7 protein-coding genes and 3 tRNA genes are annotated in these 16,315 nt (G+C 56.4%); 6 read left to right on the top strand and 4 right to left on the bottom strand.

Going from position 1 to position 16,315, the window contains the following annotated elements:
• The 4 genes from recC (at nucleotide 1) to recD (ending at nucleotide 11,754) form a co-directional block, all read left to right on the top strand.
• Nucleotides 1-3,375 carry an exodeoxyribonuclease V subunit gamma gene (gene recC, locus ECL_RS20690; protein ID WP_013098546.1) on the top strand — a complete coding sequence of 1,125 codons (3,375 nt, stop codon included), beginning with the start codon at nucleotides 1-3 and terminating at the stop codon, nucleotides 3,373-3,375.
• Between the two features lie 140 nt (nucleotides 3,376-3,515).
• Entirely contained in the window at nucleotides 3,516-6,398 is a 2,883-nt protein-coding gene (gene ptrA, locus ECL_RS20685; protein ID WP_013098545.1) for a pitrilysin, read from the top strand.
• Nucleotides 6,395-9,937: an exodeoxyribonuclease V subunit beta gene (gene recB / locus ECL_RS20680; RefSeq protein WP_013098544.1), complete on the top strand. Its 3,543-nt coding sequence runs from the start codon at nucleotides 6,395-6,397 to the stop codon at nucleotides 9,935-9,937. The genes ptrA and recB overlap by 4 nt, the downstream gene beginning before the upstream one ends.
• Nucleotides 9,934-11,754 (top strand): exodeoxyribonuclease V subunit alpha, encoded by a 1,821-nt coding sequence (recD, locus tag ECL_RS20675; protein WP_013098543.1) that lies wholly within the window; start codon nucleotides 9,934-9,936, stop codon nucleotides 11,752-11,754. The genes recB and recD overlap by 4 nt, the downstream gene beginning before the upstream one ends.
• 54 nt (nucleotides 11,755-11,808) lie before the next feature.
• On the opposite strand, the gene argA is transcribed toward recD, so the two are convergent.
• Entirely contained in the window at nucleotides 11,809-13,140 is a 1,332-nt protein-coding gene (gene argA, locus ECL_RS20670) for an amino-acid N-acetyltransferase (RefSeq protein WP_013098542.1), read from the bottom strand.
• A 227-nt stretch (nucleotides 13,141-13,367) separates the two neighbouring features.
• On the opposite strand from argA, the gene amiC reads away from it, so the two are divergent.
• Nucleotides 13,368-14,621, top strand: coding sequence for an N-acetylmuramoyl-L-alanine amidase AmiC (gene amiC, locus ECL_RS20665; protein WP_013098541.1), 1,254 nt, complete (start codon nucleotides 13,368-13,370; stop codon nucleotides 14,619-14,621).
• An 88-nt stretch (nucleotides 14,622-14,709) separates the two neighbouring features.
• Here the strand turns inward: amiC and ECL_RS20660 are convergent.
• The 3 genes from ECL_RS20660 to ECL_RS20650 form a co-directional block, all read right to left on the bottom strand.
• Nucleotides 14,710-14,786: transfer RNA gene (locus ECL_RS20660), tRNA-Met, on the bottom strand.
• Nucleotides 14,787-14,819: 33 nt separating this feature from the next.
• Nucleotides 14,820-14,896, bottom strand: a tRNA-Met gene (locus ECL_RS20655).
• 34 nt (nucleotides 14,897-14,930) lie between these two features.
• Nucleotides 14,931-15,007, bottom strand: a tRNA-Met gene (locus ECL_RS20650).
• 209 nt (nucleotides 15,008-15,216) lie between these two features.
• On the opposite strand from ECL_RS20650, the gene mltA reads away from it, so the two are divergent.
• Entirely contained in the window at nucleotides 15,217-16,314 is a 1,098-nt protein-coding gene (gene mltA / locus ECL_RS20645) for a murein transglycosylase A (protein WP_013098540.1), read from the top strand.
• Nucleotide 16,315 lies beyond the last annotated feature (1 nt).

Here is a 16,315-nt window from a genome sequence, read left to right as displayed (position 1 = left end):
ATGTTAAGGGTCTACCACTCAAATCGTCTGGATGTGCTGGAAGCGCTGATGGAATTTATCGTTGAGCGCGAGCGGCTCGACGATCCGTTTGAGCCTGAAATGGTGCTGGTGCAGAGCACCGGTATGGCACAATGGCTGCAGATGTCGCTTTCCCGTAAATTTGGCATCGCGGCGAATATCGATTTTCCGCTTCCCGCGAGCTTTATCTGGGAGATGTTTGTCCGCGTGTTGCCTGACATCCCGGAGCAGAGCGCGTTTAACAAACAGAGCATGAGCTGGAAGCTGATGGCGCTTTTGCCAGATATGCTCACGCATGATGAGTTTGCCATGCTGCGCCACTACCTGCATGACGATACCGACAAACGCAAGCTGTTCCAGCTGGCATCACGTACCGCGGATCTCTATGACCAGTATTTAGTGTATCGTCCGGAATGGCTGACTCGCTGGGAGGCGGGTGAGTTAGTGGAAGGTCTGCCGGAGGCGCAGGTCTGGCAGGCGCCGCTGTGGAAAGCGCTGGTGGAGCATACCGAAAAGCTGGGTCAACCCAAGTGGCACCGTGCGAACCTCTACCAACGGTTCATCTCCATACTGGAAAATAGCACTGACCGACCGGCCCGGCTGCCCTCCCGCGTATTTATCTGCGGTATTTCCGCCTTGCCCCCCGTCTATCTGGATGCGCTGAAAGCGCTCGGAAAACACACCGACATCCATATTCTGTTTACTAACCCCTGCCGCCATTACTGGGGCGACATTCAGGATGACCGGTGGCTTTCGCGGCTTGTGACGCGCCAGCGGCGACGTCTCTTTGAAGAACGCACGGTGCCCTTGTTTAAAGACAGTGCCTCTGCCGCGCAGCTTTTTGATGAGCAGGGCATTCAGAACCTGCCTAACCCGCTGCTTGCCTCATGGGGCAAGCTGGGCCGGGACTACATTCATATGCTCTCTGATATCACCTCGTCAGGCGAAGGCGACGTGGATGCGTTTGTTGAAATCACGCCGGACAGCCTGCTGCACAATATCCAGTCCGATATTCTGGATCTGGAAAATCGCGCGGTGATGGGCGTGACGGCCGAAGAATTTGAACGCAGCGACACGAAACGGAGACTGGATCCCGACGATCGCAGTATCACGGTGCATGTTTGCCACAGTGCGCAGCGTGAAGTCGAAGTCCTGCACGATCAGTTGCTCGCCATGCTACAGGACGATCCTGACCTGACACCGCGTGATATCGTGGTGATGGTGGCGGATATCGACAGCTACAGCCCCTTTATTCAGGCCGTTTTCGGCAGTGCGACGGGAGAGCGCTACCTGCCTTATGCCATCTCTGACCGTCGGGCTCGCCAGTCTCACCCGGCCTTGCAGGCATTCGTTACCCTGCTGTCACTGCCCGACAGCCGCTTCATTTCCGAAGATGTCCTGGCATTGCTCGATGTCCCCGTGCTGGCCGCTCGTTTTAACATTAACGAAGAGGGGTTGCGCTACCTTCGTCAGTGGGTAAACGAGTCTGGCGTACGTTGGGGGATCGATGACGACAACGTACAGGAGTTTGAGCTTCCCCCTACCGGGCAGCACACCTGGCAGTTTGGTCTGACGCGTATGCTGCTGGGGTATGCCATGGAAAGCAGCCAGGGCGAGTGGAACGAGGTCCTGCCTTATGATGAATCCAGCGGGCTCATCGCGGAGCTTGTCGGGCATTTAGCCTCGCTGCTGATGCAGCTTAACCGCTGGCGACGTGCGCTAATGCAGCCGCGTCCGCTGGAGGAGTGGCTGCCGGTTTGCCGGGAACTGCTCAATGATTTCTTCCTGCCGGACAGTGACACGGAAGCCGCAATGGCGCTGATTGAAACACAGTGGCAGGCGATAGTCGATGAGGGGGTGAACTCCCACTATAACGAAGCGATCCCGCTTTCGCTTCTGCGGGATGAATTGACCCTGCGCCTCGATCAGGAGCGTATCAGCCAGCGCTTCCTTGCCGGGCCGATCAATATCTGCACGCTGATGCCCATGCGTTCCATTCCCTTCAAAGTGGTGTGTCTGCTTGGTATGAATGACGGTGTATATCCGCGAGCCCTGCCGCCGCTGGGCTTTGATCTCATGAGCCCGGCACCGAAGCGGGGCGACCGTAGCCGTCGTGATGATGACCGCTACCTCTTCCTTGAGGCGCTTATTTCCGCGCAGAACAAGCTTTACATCAGTTATATCGGTCGGTCGATTCAGGACAACAGCGAGCGTTTTCCCTCTGTTCTGGTGCAGGAACTGGTGGACTATATCGGACAGAGCCACTACCTGCCGGGGGATGAAGAACGTAACTGCGATGAGAGCGACCAGCGGGTGAAAGCGCATATCACCTGTTGTCACAGCCGTATGCCGTTTGACCCGATGAACTACGTCGCCAGCGAATTGCAGAGCTATGCCCAGGAGTGGCTGCCCGCGGCGAAAAAAGAGGGGAAGGCGCACAGTGATTTCATTCAGGAGCTCGACGCGCGGCCCATTGAAACCCTGACCTTCGAACAACTGCAGCGGTTTTGGGCGCATCCGGTACGCGCCTTCTTCCAGCAGCGGTTGCAGATAAATTTCCGCTCGGAAGAGAGCGAAATTCCTGACGCAGAACCGTTTACGCTGGAAGGGCTGGAACGTTATCAGTTAAACCTCCAGCTGCTGAATGCGCTGGTGGAGCAGGAAGATGCTGACAAACTGTTCCGCCGCTATCGCGCTGCGGGGCAATTACCGTATGGTGCGTTTGGGGAGATCGTCTGGGAGGCGCAGTGCATAGAGATGAAGGCGCTTGCCGAGCGTGTTATCGAATGCCGACAGCCGGGAACAAGCCTTGAAATCGACCTCAACTGCAACGGTATCCAGCTGACGGGCTGGCTGACGCAGGTTCAACCGGACGGGCTGCTGCGCTGGCGGCCTTCCATGCTGAGCGTTTCACAGGGTTTGCAACTCTGGCTCGAACATCTTGTCTACAGTGCTGGCGGTAACCAGGGTGAAAGTCGGATGTTTGTACGCAAGGAGGGCGAGTGGCGTTTCCCGCCAATGGAGCCGGAGCAGGCGTTACATTACTTGTCCTTGTACATTGAAGGTTACCGTCAGGGGATGAACAAGCCGCTGCTGTTACTGCCTGAAAGTGGCGGGGCGTGGATAAAAGCCTGTTATGACGCGCAGAATGATGCGATGTTAACGGATGACGTTTCACTGCAGAAAGCGCGGAGTAAATTTGTTCAGGCCTGGGAAGGTAACATGATGGTCCGTGGTGAAGGCGATGATGTCTGGTATCAACGGTTATGGCGAACGCTTGAGCCAGAATACTTTGAGACCATCACGGAAGAGGCACAACGTTACCTGTTACCGTTGTTCAAATTTAATCAGTCCTGAGCGCTGTATAAAAATTGCGCAGCAAAGGGTGTTCATTTATGATGCACCTGCTATCACGGACTGATGTACAGAAAGAAAGAGATGCTGGCGTGTCCAGCACGAAGTTTGTTAATGATGTAGCCGTGATAAAGAGGTCGTTAATGCCAGGCAGCACCTTGTTCAAAGCGTTTGTTTTGTTTGTCGCCCTTTGGGCTCCCGTCACTCAGGCAGACTCCGGTTGGCAACCCGTTCAGGAAACTATCCGTAAGAGCGAAAAAGATACCCGTCAGTATCAGGCTGTCCGCCTTGATAACGGGATGACCGTGCTGCTGGTTTCCGATCCGCAGGCGGTGAAATCCCTCTCGGCGCTTGTGGTACCCGTTGGGTCGCTGGAAGATCCCGAAGCGCACCCGGGTCTTGCGCACTATCTGGAACATATGACGTTGATGGGGTCCAAAAAATACCCCCAGCCGGATAGCCTCTCCGAATTTCTGAAAATGCATGGCGGCAGCCACAACGCCAGTACGGCACCGTATCGGACGGCGTTTTATCTGGAAGTCGAAAATGATGCGCTGGAAGGGGCGGTGGATCGTCTCGCCGATGCCATTGCCGCACCGCTGCTGGATAAAAAATACGCTGACCGTGAACGTAATGCCGTCAATGCTGAATTGACCCTGGCCCGTACGCGAGACGGTATGCGCATGGCGCAGGTGAGCGCCGAAACCATCAACCCGGCGCACCCTGGATCCCGTTTTTCCGGGGGTAACCTCGAGACGCTGAGTGACAAACCAAACAGCCCGGTGCTTGATGCGCTGCACGCGTTTCGCGACAAATACTACTCCGCAAACCTGATGAAAGCGGTTATCTACAGCAACAAACCGTTGCCAGAACTGGCAGCCATGGCGGCGCAGACCTTTGGACGGGTACCAAATAAAAACATCGACCTGCCGCAGATAAACGTACCGGTTGTCACCGACGCGCAGAAAGGGATCGTGATCCACTACGTGCCAGCACTGCCGCGCAAGGTGTTACGCGTTGAGTTCCGCATTGATAACAATACCGCACAGTTCCGCAGTAAAACGGATGAACTGGTCACCTATCTTATTGGTAACCGCAGCCCGGGAACGCTTTCTGACTGGCTGCAAAAGCAGGGGCTGGTGGAAGGGATCCGTGCCGACTCCGATCCAGTGGTTAACGGCAACAGCGGTGTGCTGGCGATTTCCGCCACCCTGACCGACAAAGGGCTGGCGCACCGTGATGAGGTGGTCGCGGCTATCTTCAGCTATCTCTCGTTGCTGCGCGATAAAGGCGTCGATAAACGCTACTTTGACGAACTGGCACACGTGCTGGATCTCGATTTCCGCTATCCGTCCATTACCCGCGACATGGACTATGTTGAGTGGCTGGCGGATACCATGATCCGCGTGCCGGTTGAACATACCCTGGACGCGGTCAACATTGCCGACCAGTATGACGCTGAGGCGATAAAAGCGCGCCTGGCAATGATGACCCCACAGAATGCCCGTATCTGGTACATCAGCCCGAACGAGCCGCATAACAAAACGGCCTATTTCGTGGATGCCCCTTACCAGGTGGATAAAATCAGTGAGCAAACGTTCGCAAACTGGCAGAAAAAGGCCAGCGAGATCGCGTTGAAGCTGCCGGAGCTGAATCCCTACATCCCGGATGATTTCTCCCTGATTAAAACCGCGAAAGCGTACCCACACCCGCAGCTTATTGTTGATGAGCCGACGTTGCGCGTGGTGTACACCCCAAGCCACTACTTCGCCAGCGAGCCAAAAGCCGATGTCAGCGTTGTTCTTCGCAACCCGAAAGCGATGGATAGCGCCAAAAATCAGGTGATGTTTGCGCTCAATGACTATCTGGCCGGTATCGCACTTGACCAGCTCAGCAACCAGGCCGCCGTAGGTGGGATCAGCTTCTCTACCAACGCCAATAACGGACTGATGGTCAATGCAAACGGCTATACCCAGCGTCTGCCTCAGCTGTTCCAGGCGTTGCTGGAGGGCTATTTCAGCTACACGCCAACGGAAGAGCAGTTTGAGCAGGCGAAGTCCTGGTATGCGCAGATGATGGATTCCGCTGAGAAAGGCAAGGCGTACGATCAGGCGATTATGCCGGCGCAGATGCTGTCGCAAATCCCCTATTTCCAGCGTGAAGATCGCCGGGCGCTGCTGCCATCCATCACATTAAAAGAGGTGCTGGCCTACCGCGACGCGCTGAAAACTAACACGCGTCCGGAGTTTCTTATCGTCGGCAACATGAGCGAGGACCAGGCCAAAACGCTGGCAGAGAACGTACGTCAGCAGCTCGGTTCAAAAGGCGACGAGTGGTGCCGTAACCAGGACGTGCTGGTTGAGAAAAAACAGAATGTGATTTTTGAAAAAGCAGGTAACAGCACGGATTCCGCGCTGGCCGCCGTGTTTGTTCCTACGGGCTATGATGAATTTGCCAGCTCTGCGCAGAGTGCCGTTCTGGGACAAATTATACAGCCGTGGTTCTACAATCAGCTGCGCACAGAAGAGCAGCTTGGCTACGCGGTCTTTGCATTCTCCATGAACGTTGGCCGCCAGTGGGGGCTGGGTTTCCTGCTGCAGAGCAGCGATAAACAGCCCGCTTATCTCTGGCAGCGTTACCAGGCTTTCTTCCCGCAAGCGGAAGCTAAACTGCGAGCCATGAAGCCGGATGAGTTTGCCCAAATCCAGCAGGCCGTCATCGCGCAGGTGATGCAGCCGCCTCAGACGCTGGGTGAAGAAGCATCCCAGCTGAGCAAAGATTTCGATCGCGGTAATCTGAAATTTGATTCGCGTGATAAAGTAGTGGCCGAGATAAAACAGCTGACGCCTCAGAAGGTTGCCGACTTCTTCCATCAGGCGGTGGTAAAACCGCAGGGAATAGCCATTCTGTCTCAGGTTTCTGGTAGCCAGAACGGAAAAACGGACTACGTTAACCCGAAAGGCTGGAAAATCTGGAAGAGCGTCAGCGCCCTGCAGCAATCTATGCCCTGGAGTAAGAAAGAATGACCGACACCGCTGAGTCCCTTGATCCCTTACGTTTACCTCTGCAGGGTGAACGATTGATTGAAGCCTCAGCGGGAACGGGAAAAACCTTCACCATCGCCGCGCTTTATCTGCGTCTGTTGCTGGGGCTTGGCGGCCAGGCCGCTTTTCCGCGTCCGTTAAGCGTGGAGGAGCTGCTGGTGGTGACCTTCACCGAGGCCGCCACCGCTGAGCTGCGCGGCCGTATCCGTGCCAATATTCATGAACTGCGTATCGCCTGTCTGCGCGAAAGCACGGATAACCCACTCTACGCGAGCCTGTTGGAAGAGATTGCCGATAAACAGCAGGCCGCACAGTGGCTGCTTCTGGCTGAACGGCAAATGGACGAGGCCTCTGTCTTCACCATCCACGGTTTTTGCCAGCGCATGCTGAGTCTGAACGCGTTTGAATCCGGCATGCTGTTTGAACTGCAGCTTATTGAAGATGAGTCTGAGCTTCGCTATCAGGCCTGTGCTGATTTCTGGCGTCGCCACTGCTATCCGTTACAGCGGGAGATCGCCGAAGCGGTACATGCGTTGTGGAAAGGCCCTGAGGAGCTTCTGCGCGCCATTGAGCGCTATCTGCAGGGGGAGGCCCCGGTCATTAAATCTCCACCGCCTGCGGATGAAACGCTGGCCTCGCGCCATGAAAAAATCGTCGCAAAGATTGCTGCCGTTAAGCAAAAATGGATTGAGTCTGTCGGCGAGATCGACGCCATTATCGAAAACTCCGGGATCGACAGGCGCAAGTTTAACCGTGGCAATCAGGGGAAATGGATCGACAAGATCACTGCCTGGGCGCAGGAAGAGACGCGCGGTTACCAGCTCCCGGATGCGCTGGAAAAATTTTCCCGGCGTTTTCTGGTTGAGCGAACCAAAGCCGATGGCATTGTCCCGGAGCACCCGCTGTTTGTTGAGATTGAAACCCTGCTGGCAGAGCCATTAACCCTTAACGACCTGATGATCACCCGCGCCATGGCGGAGATCCGTGAAGCGGTGTCGCGTGAGAAACGCCGCCGGGGTGAGCTGGGTTTTGACGATATGCTAAGTCGCCTGGACGCGGCGTTGTGCAGTGAAAATGGCGAGGCGCTTGCCGCCGCCATCCGCACGCGCTTTCCGGTGGCGATGATTGACGAATTTCAGGATACCGATCCCCAGCAGTACCGCATTTTCCGCCGCATCTGGCGACAGCAGCCCAACACGGCACTGTTGCTCATTGGCGATCCAAAACAGGCCATTTATGCCTTCCGTGGCGCGGATATTTTCACTTACATGAAAGCCCGCAGCGAGGTTGAAGCGCACTACACCCTGGACACCAACTGGCGCTCCTCGCCGGGGATGGTGGAGAGCGTCAATGCGCTCTTCAGCCGCATGGATTCGGCGTTTATGTTCAGGGAGATTCCCTTCCAGCCGGTAAAGTTCGCCGCCAGAAATGCTTCGTTGCGCTTTGAATTCAACGGCGTGAACCAGCCCGCCATGAATTTCTGGCTGCTGGACGGCGAGGGGTGCGGCGTTACGGACTATCAACATGCGATGGCTCAGCACTGCGCCGCGCAGATCCGGGACTGGCTCAGCGCAGGTACGCGCGGTGAGGCGTTGCTTTGGAAGGGGAACACATCAGCTCCGGTAAAAGCATCCGATATTACGGTGCTGGTGCGCAGCCGTCAGGAGGCGGCGCTTATCCGTGATGCCCTGACGTCACTGAACATCCCGTCCGTGTATCTCTCTAACCGCGATAGCGTCTTTGAAACGCTGGAAGCGCAGGAGATGCTGTGGGTGCTGCAGGCTGTGCTGGCGCCGGAGCGGGAAAGCACCCTTCGCAGCGCGCTGGCAAGCAGCATGCTGGGACTGAACGCGCGCGATATTGATGCGCTAAATTGCGACGAAGCCGCCTGGGATGCGGTGGTCGAAGAGTTTGTGCAGTACCGCGAGCGCTGGCAAAAACGCGGCGTGATGGCGATGCTGCGTGAACTGATGAGGCAGCGTCATATTGCCGAGAATATGCTCGCCACAGCGGGCGGCGAGCGCCGTCTGACCGATATTTTGCATATCAGCGAACTGTTGCAGGAGGCGGGCACGCAGCTGGAGAGCGAGCATGCCCTGGTGCGCTGGCTGGCGCAGCAAATTGCCGATCCGAACAGTAACTCGTCGAGCCAGCAGATGCGTCTTGAGAGTGATAAGCACCTGGTGCAAATCGTCACCATTCACAAGTCGAAAGGCCTGGAGTATCCGCTGGTCTGGCTGCCTTTTATCGCCAATTATCGGGTGCAGGATCAGGCTTTTTATCACGATCGCGAGTCGTTCGAGGCAGTGCTCGATCTCAGCAAAGCAGAGTCCAGCGTAGAACTGGCCGAGGCCGAGCGCCTGGCGGAAGATTTACGCTTGCTCTATGTGGCCCTGACCCGCTCGGTCTGGCACTGCAGTCTGGGTATCGCTCCGCTATTTCGCCGCCGTGGCGAAAAGGCAGGCGAGACCGATTTTCATCTGAGCGCGCTGGGCAGGCTGATTCAGCTTGGTGAGCCAAAAGATGCTGCCGGGCTGCGTCAGTGTATTGAAACACTGTGCGGGGAACATATTGCTCTGCATATCCCGTCGCAACCCGATAACAGTCGCTGGCAGCTGCCAGAACAGCAGATAACCGACCTGCAGGCCCGGCAGATTACGCGAACCGTTGCAGACGACTGGCGCGTTACCAGCTATTCCGGTTTACAGCAGCACGGGCAGAGCATTGCGCAGGATCTGATGCCTAAGCTTGACGTGGATGCCGCAGGTACCGGCAGTGTGCCAGATGAACCGGTGCTGACCCCTCATCAATTTCCGCGCGGCGCGTCACCGGGCACATTTTTACACAGCCTGTTTGAAGAGCTGGATTTCACGCAACCTGTCTCTGAGGAGTGGGTGCTGAAAATGTTGCAAAGCGGCGGCTACGACGCGCAATGGCAGCCGGTGCTCAGCGAATGGATCACCGCTATCCTTCACGCCCCGCTCACGGCACAGGGTGTTTCGCTCAGCCAGCTGACCGCCAGAGATAAGCAGGTGGAGATGGAGTTTTATCTCCCCATCGCCAGCCCGCTAAGAGCCGAGGCACTGGATGCGCTGATCCGCGAGCACGACCCGCTATCAGCCGGTTGCCCGCCACTTAACTTCCGTCAGGTTCAGGGGATGCTGAAGGGCTTTATCGATCTGGTGTTCCGCCATGAAGGGCGTTACTACCTGTTGGATTACAAATCGAACTGGTTGGGTGAAAACAGCGAAGCCTATACCCAACAGGCGATGGCCTCTGCCATGCAGATGCATCGTTACGATCTGCAGTACCAGCTGTATACCCTGGCGCTGCATCGCTATCTGCGTCATCGCATTGCAAATTACCGCTACGAAGACCATTTTGGCGGGGTGATTTACATCTTCCTGCGCGGGGTGGATGCCGCCGATCCGCAGTCTGGTATTTTTAGTACGCGCCCGGACGCGGCACTGATTGAGAAAATGGACAGTTTATTTGCCGCAGGCACGGAGGAGTTGGCATGACGATGCAGGAATTACTGCTGGAAGCCGTAGAACAGCGTTTACTGCGCCATCTCGATGTGCAGTTCGCCATCATGGTGGCTGGCGAGCAGCCGGCCGTGATGCTGGCTGCCGCTATCCTGAGCAACGACGCGGGGGAAGGGCATGTCTGCCTGCCGCTTTCGCGCCTGACCATTGATGAGAAAATGCCTGCGGCTCTTCAGTCCTGTTTTGCCCTGCTGGGCGAGTTGGTAGACTGGCAGAGCGTTTTGCTAAGCTCTCCTGCTGTCAGCAGAGCCGATACCCAGACGCCCATGATCCTTATTGGCGACCGGTTGTACCTTAACCGGCTGTGGCGTAATGAACTGACGGTAGCGCGCTTTTTCAGCGAGACAAATGCGCCGCTTCCCTGTGAAGAAGCGCGGCTCCGGCAAACGCTGGATGCCCTGTTTACCTCAGATGAGGCGACAGACTGGCAGAAAGTGGCGGCGGCCGTCGCCTTAACGCGGCGGATCTCGGTGATCTCGGGCGGACCGGGCACGGGTAAAACCACCACCGTGGCAAAACTGCTTGCCGCGCTGATTCAGCTGTCGGGTGAGCAAAAATGCCGTATTCGCCTGGCGGCGCCCACCGGCAAAGCGGCGGCCAGGCTGACGGAGTCGTTAGGCGGCGCGCTGCAAAAACTGCCGCTCACGCAGGAACAGCTTGCGCTTTTCCCCAATGAAGCCAGCACCCTGCACCGGCTACTGGGGGCCCAGCCGGGCAGCCAGCGCCTGCGTTATCATGCCGGAAACCCGCTGCATCTTGACGTGCTGGTGGTGGATGAAGCGTCGATGATCGACCTGACGATGATGTCGCGGCTGATTGACGCCTTACCTCCCCACGCGCGCGTAATTTTCCTGGGCGATCGTGACCAGCTTGCCTCGGTGGAAGCCGGGGCCGTACTGGGCGATATCTGCACCTATGCGAGTCTTGGGTATACCGCGGAACGTGCTGAGGAGTTAGCCCGCCTCACTGGATGTTCGCTCGTAGCCGAAAGTCAGTCTCTCGCGGCGGCGCTGCGAGACAGCCTCTGTCTGCTGCAAAAAAGCTACCGGTTCGGGAGTGATTCCGGCATTGGCCAACTGGCGGCGGCCGTGAACAGAGGGGATCGGCATGCGACCAGTGCCGTTTTTGACGGCAGCTTCAGTGATATTGAGAAGAAATCGCTGCAAACCGGGGAAGAGTATCAGGCGATGCTGGATGATGCCCTGCTGGGCTATCAGCACTTCCTGACGAGCGTGCAGCAGCAACATACGCCTGCGCAGGTCATTGCCGCGTTTGGCGAGTATCAGCTGCTGTGCGCGCTGAGGGAAGGGCCTTTTGGTGTCAGCGGCCTCAACGACAGGCTTGAGCAACTGCTTGCGCAAAAGCGCAAAATCATCCGCACGCCGCATTCACGCTGGTACGAAGGTCGGCCAGTGATGATTTCCCGTAACGATAGCGCGCTGGGGTTGTTTAACGGCGATATTGGCATTGCGCTTGACCGTGGACAGGGGCTGCGCGTCTGGTTCCTGATGCCGGACGGAAGCGTGAAGTCTGTGCAGCCCAGTCGCTTGCCTGAACATGAAACAGCATGGGCGATGACGGTACACAAGTCCCAGGGCTCGGAGTTCAACCATGCGGCGTTGATCCTGCCCACCCAGCTTTCACCCGTGATTACCCGCGAGCTCATCTACACCGCCATCACCCGCGCGCGTCAGCGCTTGTCGCTCTATACCGACGAGCGTGTGCTGGTGCAGGCGATTGCCACCCGTACAGAACGGCGAAGCGGCCTGAGCGCGATATTTGAGTCCCTCTGAATGAGGTGAGAAAGAGAGGCCGGGCCGGCGCAACGCCACCCGGCGAAGGATCTGTTATCCCAGGTCGGCCATCAGCACCTTTGAGCGGCGTTGATAGTTGTACATCTCTTTTTTACTTTCAGGCAGCAAATCAATATCCACAGGCGTAAATCCGCGCTCCTGGAACCAGTGAATGCTGCGCGTGGTCAGGACGAACAGCTTGCTCAGGCCCATCTGGCGCGCCTGAGCCGCCACGCGCTCAAGCAGCATCTCGCCGCGTGAAGAGCTGCGGTAGTCTGGATGGACGGCAACGCAGGCCATTTCGCCGATCTTCTCCTCCGGGAACGGATAGAGCGCGGCGCAGGCGATGGTCAGATTATCGCGCTGGATAATCGTAAATTTGTCGATCTCCATTTCCAGCTGTTCGCGGGAACGGCGTACCAGGATCCCTTGCTGCTCCAGCGGGCGAATTAACTCCAGAATACCGCCGATATCGTTAATGGTGGCGCGGCGGATCTGCTCCGCGCTCTCCATTACAATCTGGGTGCCGATACCGTCGCGGGAGAACAGCTCCTGCAGAAGGGCACCGTCTTCCTGATAGCTGATCAGGTGGCTGCGACGCACGCCGCTGCGGCAGGCTTTCACAGCACCGCGCAGGAAACGGACGGTACCAGAGTAGTAATCTCCCTCGGCTTCCAGCGCTTCCACGCGGGCCTGGGCCTCATTCGGGAAGAGCTCTGGCACGATCACCCCTTCTTCGTTCACGACGCCCTGAGAGGAGCAAAACCCAATCATTTTCTCCGCCTTCAGTTTGATTGCCAGCTGGGTGGCAATCTCTTCTGAAGTGAGGTTAAAGCTCTCGCCGGTTACGGAAACGGCCACCGGCCCCATCAATACAATGGCACCGCTGTCCAGCTGACGATGAATGGCTTCCTCATCAATACGACGAATGCGTCCGCTGTGGCAATAGTCCACCCCGTCGTCCACGCCAAGAGGCTGAGCGATGATGAAGTTACCGCTGACGACGTTGATATGCGCCCCCTGAAGCGGCGTGTTGTTCAGGCTCATGGACAGACGCGCGGTGATATCAAGCTGCAGTAGACCCGCTGCCTGTTTCACCAGCTCAAGGGTTTTGGCATCCGTAACGCGGGTATGTTTGTGATAAATCGGCTCGTGATGGTGTGCGGCCAGGTTCGCATCGATCTGCGGACGCGCACCATACACCACCACCAGGCGGATGCCGAGGCTGTGCAGCAGGCCAATGTCATTGACGATGCTGGAAAAGTTTTCATGCTCAATGGCTTCGCCGCCGAGCATGATGACAAACGTTTTTCCCCGATGGGCGTTGATATAGGGAACAGAATGGCGGAATCCCTGGACCAGTTCGGTTCTACGTTCCTTCACCATGGCACAACCCTTAATGAATGTTTATTCGTAATTTCTGTATTTTTATTCGATTGTGGCCGCATGTGCAAGCCTAAATTTTCTGCGACCCACAGAAAATAATAAGTAATCCGTGCGTTAACGTATGATTGTTTACCCTTTTATAGATGACAGTTTATGCGTCATTCGTTAAAGTTTTCGGTCAATTTTGATGTTTTGTCTGTCAATCAGATTTCTTGCTCGGGAGAAGCATGTCGGGATCCAATTCAGCAATAAGCCGCCGCCGTTTGTTAAAAGGGGCAGGGGCGATGTGGCTGCTCAGCGTCAGCCAGGTGGGTCTTGCCGCCACAAGTCAGGTGGTGGCGGTGCGCGTCTGGCCGTCGTCAACCTATACGCGCGTGACGGTGGAATCCAATCGGGTGCTGAAATATAAGCAATTTGCCCTGAGCAACCCTGAGCGTGTGGTGGTGGATCTCGAAGGCGTTAACCTGAACTCCGTTCTGAAGGGAATGGCGGCGCAGATCCGCGGTGATGATCCGTTTATCAAATCGGCGCGCGTTGGGCAGTTTGATCCGCAAACCGTGCGCATGGTGTTTGAACTCAAGCAGAACGTGAAACCGCAGCTGTTCGCCCTTGCGCCTGTGGCATCGTTCAAAGAGCGTCTGGTGATGGATCTCTATCCGGCGAATGCAACGGACATTCAGGATCCGCTCCTGGCGTTACTGGAAGACTACAACCAGGGCAATCTGGAGAAACAGGTTCCGCCTGCGCAGAGTGGTCCGCAGCCCGGAAAAGCAGGGCGCGATCGCCCGATTGTGATCATGCTCGATCCTGGCCACGGCGGAGAAGACTCGGGTGCGGTAGGCAAATACCGGACGCGGGAAAAAGATGTGGTGTTGCAGATTGCCCGCCGTCTGAAGGCGTTAATCGATAGAGAGGGCAACATGCGCGCCTACATGACGCGTAATGAAGACGTCTTTATTCCGTTGAAAGTCCGCGTGGCAAAAGCCCAGAAGCAGCGGGCGGATCTCTTCGTCTCTATCCATGCTGATGCTTTTACCAGCCGTCAGCCGAGTGGATCGTCAGTATTTGCGCTCTCAACCAAAGGGGCAACCAGTACCGCGGCGCGTTACCTCGCGGACACGCAGAACGCCTCGGATCTCATCGGTGGTGTGAGCAAAAGCGGCGACCGCTACGTCGATCACACCATGTTCGACATGGTGCAATCGCTGACCATTACCGACAGCCTGAAGTTTGGTAAAGCGGTACTGGGCAAGCTGGGGCGGGTCAATAAGCTGCACAAAAACAGCGTCGAGCAGGCCGGGTTTGCGGTGCTGAAGGCACCGGATATTCCGTCTATCCTGGTTGAAACGGCGTTTATCAGTAACGTGGAAGAGGAGCGTAAGCTCAAGACGGCCAAATTCCAGCAGGAAGTGGCTGAGTCGATTCTGGCAGGGATCCGGGCGTATTTCTCTGACGGGGCGACGCTGGCACGACGTGGATAATGCTGAACGCCGGGTTAACCCCCGGCAAATTCACAAACGACAGATACAAAAAAACACCCTTAAGGGTGTTTATTGTTTTTAGAAGTATTGGTTGCGGGGGCCGGATTTGAACCGACGACCTTCGGGTTATGAGCCCGACGAGCTACCAGGCTGCTCCACCCCGCGGCACCGTACTGCTTTTACTTCATCAAATTTGATTGGTTGCGGGGGCCGGATTTGAACCGACGACCTTCGGGTTATGAGCCCGACGAGCTACCAGGCTGCTCCACCCCGCGTCACCGTACTGCTTATACTTCATCAAATTTTAATTGGTTGCGGGGGCCGGATTTGAACCGACGACCTTCGGGTTATGAGCCCGACGAGCTACCAGGCTGCTCCACCCCGCGTCCGTGGAAGCGCACTATACTCGGTTAGGTTTGTGATGCAACCCCTTTTTCACATAATTCATTAATTTTGTATGTAAATTGAACGACATTGAAACCTTTGGACTATTTTTTGCTCAGAATTTGCCAAAGGGCATGTGATTCCGTTTCATTAGAACAGTGGGTTTGTTATCTTCATCACGCGGAAATGGGCAACTTAAAGACGAGATATAATGAAAGGACGTTGGGCAAAGTATCTGATCACGGGCGCAATGGTAGCCATTCTTGCGGCCTGTTCTTCTAAACCGACCGATCGCGGTCAACAGTATAAAGACGGGAAGTTATCCCAGCCTTTCTCTTTAGTTAACCAGCCGGATGCTGTCGGCGCACCGATCAACGCCGGTGATTTCTCCGAGCAGGTTTACCAGATCCGCAATGCGTCGCCGCGCCTGTATGGTGCACAGAGTAGCGTCTATAACGCGGTGCAGGACTGGCTGCGCGCGGGCGGCGATACGCGCAATATGCGCCAGTTTGGTATCGACGCCTGGCAGATGGAAGGGGCGGACAACTACGGCAACGTGCAGTTTACCGGCTATTACACCCCGGTTATCCAGGCGCGACATACGCGTCAGGGCGAATTCCAGTATCCTATTTATCGTATGCCGCCAAAACGTGGTCGCCTGCCGTCCCGCGCAGAGATCTACGCCGGTGCGCTTAGCGAAAACTACGTCCTGGCTTACAGCAACTCCCTGATGGATAACTTCATCATGGACGTTCAGGGCAGCGGCTACATCGATTTTGGTGACGGTTCTCCGCTGAACTTCTTTAGCTACGCCGGTAAAAACGGCCATGCCTATCGCAGCATTGGTAAAGTGCTGATCGACCGTGGCGAAGTGAAAAAAGAAGATATGTCGATGCAGGCGATCCGCGAGTGGGGCGAAAAACACAGTGAAGCCGAGGTACGCGAGCTGCTGGAGCAGAACCCGTCGTTCGTCTTCTTCAAACCGCAAAACTTTGCGCCGGTGAAAGGGGCGAGCGCCGTGCCGCTGATTGGCCGTGCGTCGGTAGCATCGGATCGTTCCATCATTCCTGCGGGGACCACGCTGCTGGCAGAAGTGCCGCTGCTGGATAATAACGGTAAATTTAACGGCCAGTACGAGCTACGTCTGATGGTGGCACTGGACGTTGGTGGCGCGATTAAAGGCCAGCACTTCGATATTTATCAGGGAATTGGTCCGGATGCCGGACACCGGGCGGGCTGGTATAACCACTATGGCCGCGTATGGGTGCTGAAGACAGCGCCTGGCGCCGGAAACGTATTCAGCGGCTGAT

Origin of the sequence: Enterobacter cloacae subsp. cloacae ATCC 13047, assembly GCF_000025565.1 — a bacterium.
GTDB classification, from domain to species: Bacteria; Pseudomonadota; Gammaproteobacteria; order Enterobacterales; family Enterobacteriaceae; genus Enterobacter; species Enterobacter cloacae.
This window is presented reverse-complemented; position numbering and strand designations above follow the sequence as displayed.

Bases quoted from the DNA above. Each gene is read 5' to 3' on its own strand.
- ptrA (WP_013098545.1), top strand. From the start codon at position 3,516: ATGCCAGGCAGCACCTTGTTCAAAGCGTTTGTTTTGTTTGTCGCCCTT.
- recD (WP_013098543.1), top strand. From the start codon at position 9,934: ATGACGATGCAGGAATTACTGCTGGAAGCCGTAGAACAGCGTTTACTG.
- mltA (WP_013098540.1), top strand. From the start codon at position 15,217: ATGAAAGGACGTTGGGCAAAGTATCTGATCACGGGCGCAATGGTAGCC.
- recC (WP_013098546.1), top strand. From the start codon at position 1: ATGTTAAGGGTCTACCACTCAAATCGTCTGGATGTGCTGGAAGCGCTG.
- recB (WP_013098544.1), top strand. From the start codon at position 6,395: ATGACCGACACCGCTGAGTCCCTTGATCCCTTACGTTTACCTCTGCAG.
- argA (WP_013098542.1), bottom strand. From the start codon at position 13,140: ATGGTGAAGGAACGTAGAACCGAACTGGTCCAGGGATTCCGCCATTCT.
- amiC (WP_013098541.1), top strand. From the start codon at position 13,368: ATGTCGGGATCCAATTCAGCAATAAGCCGCCGCCGTTTGTTAAAAGGG.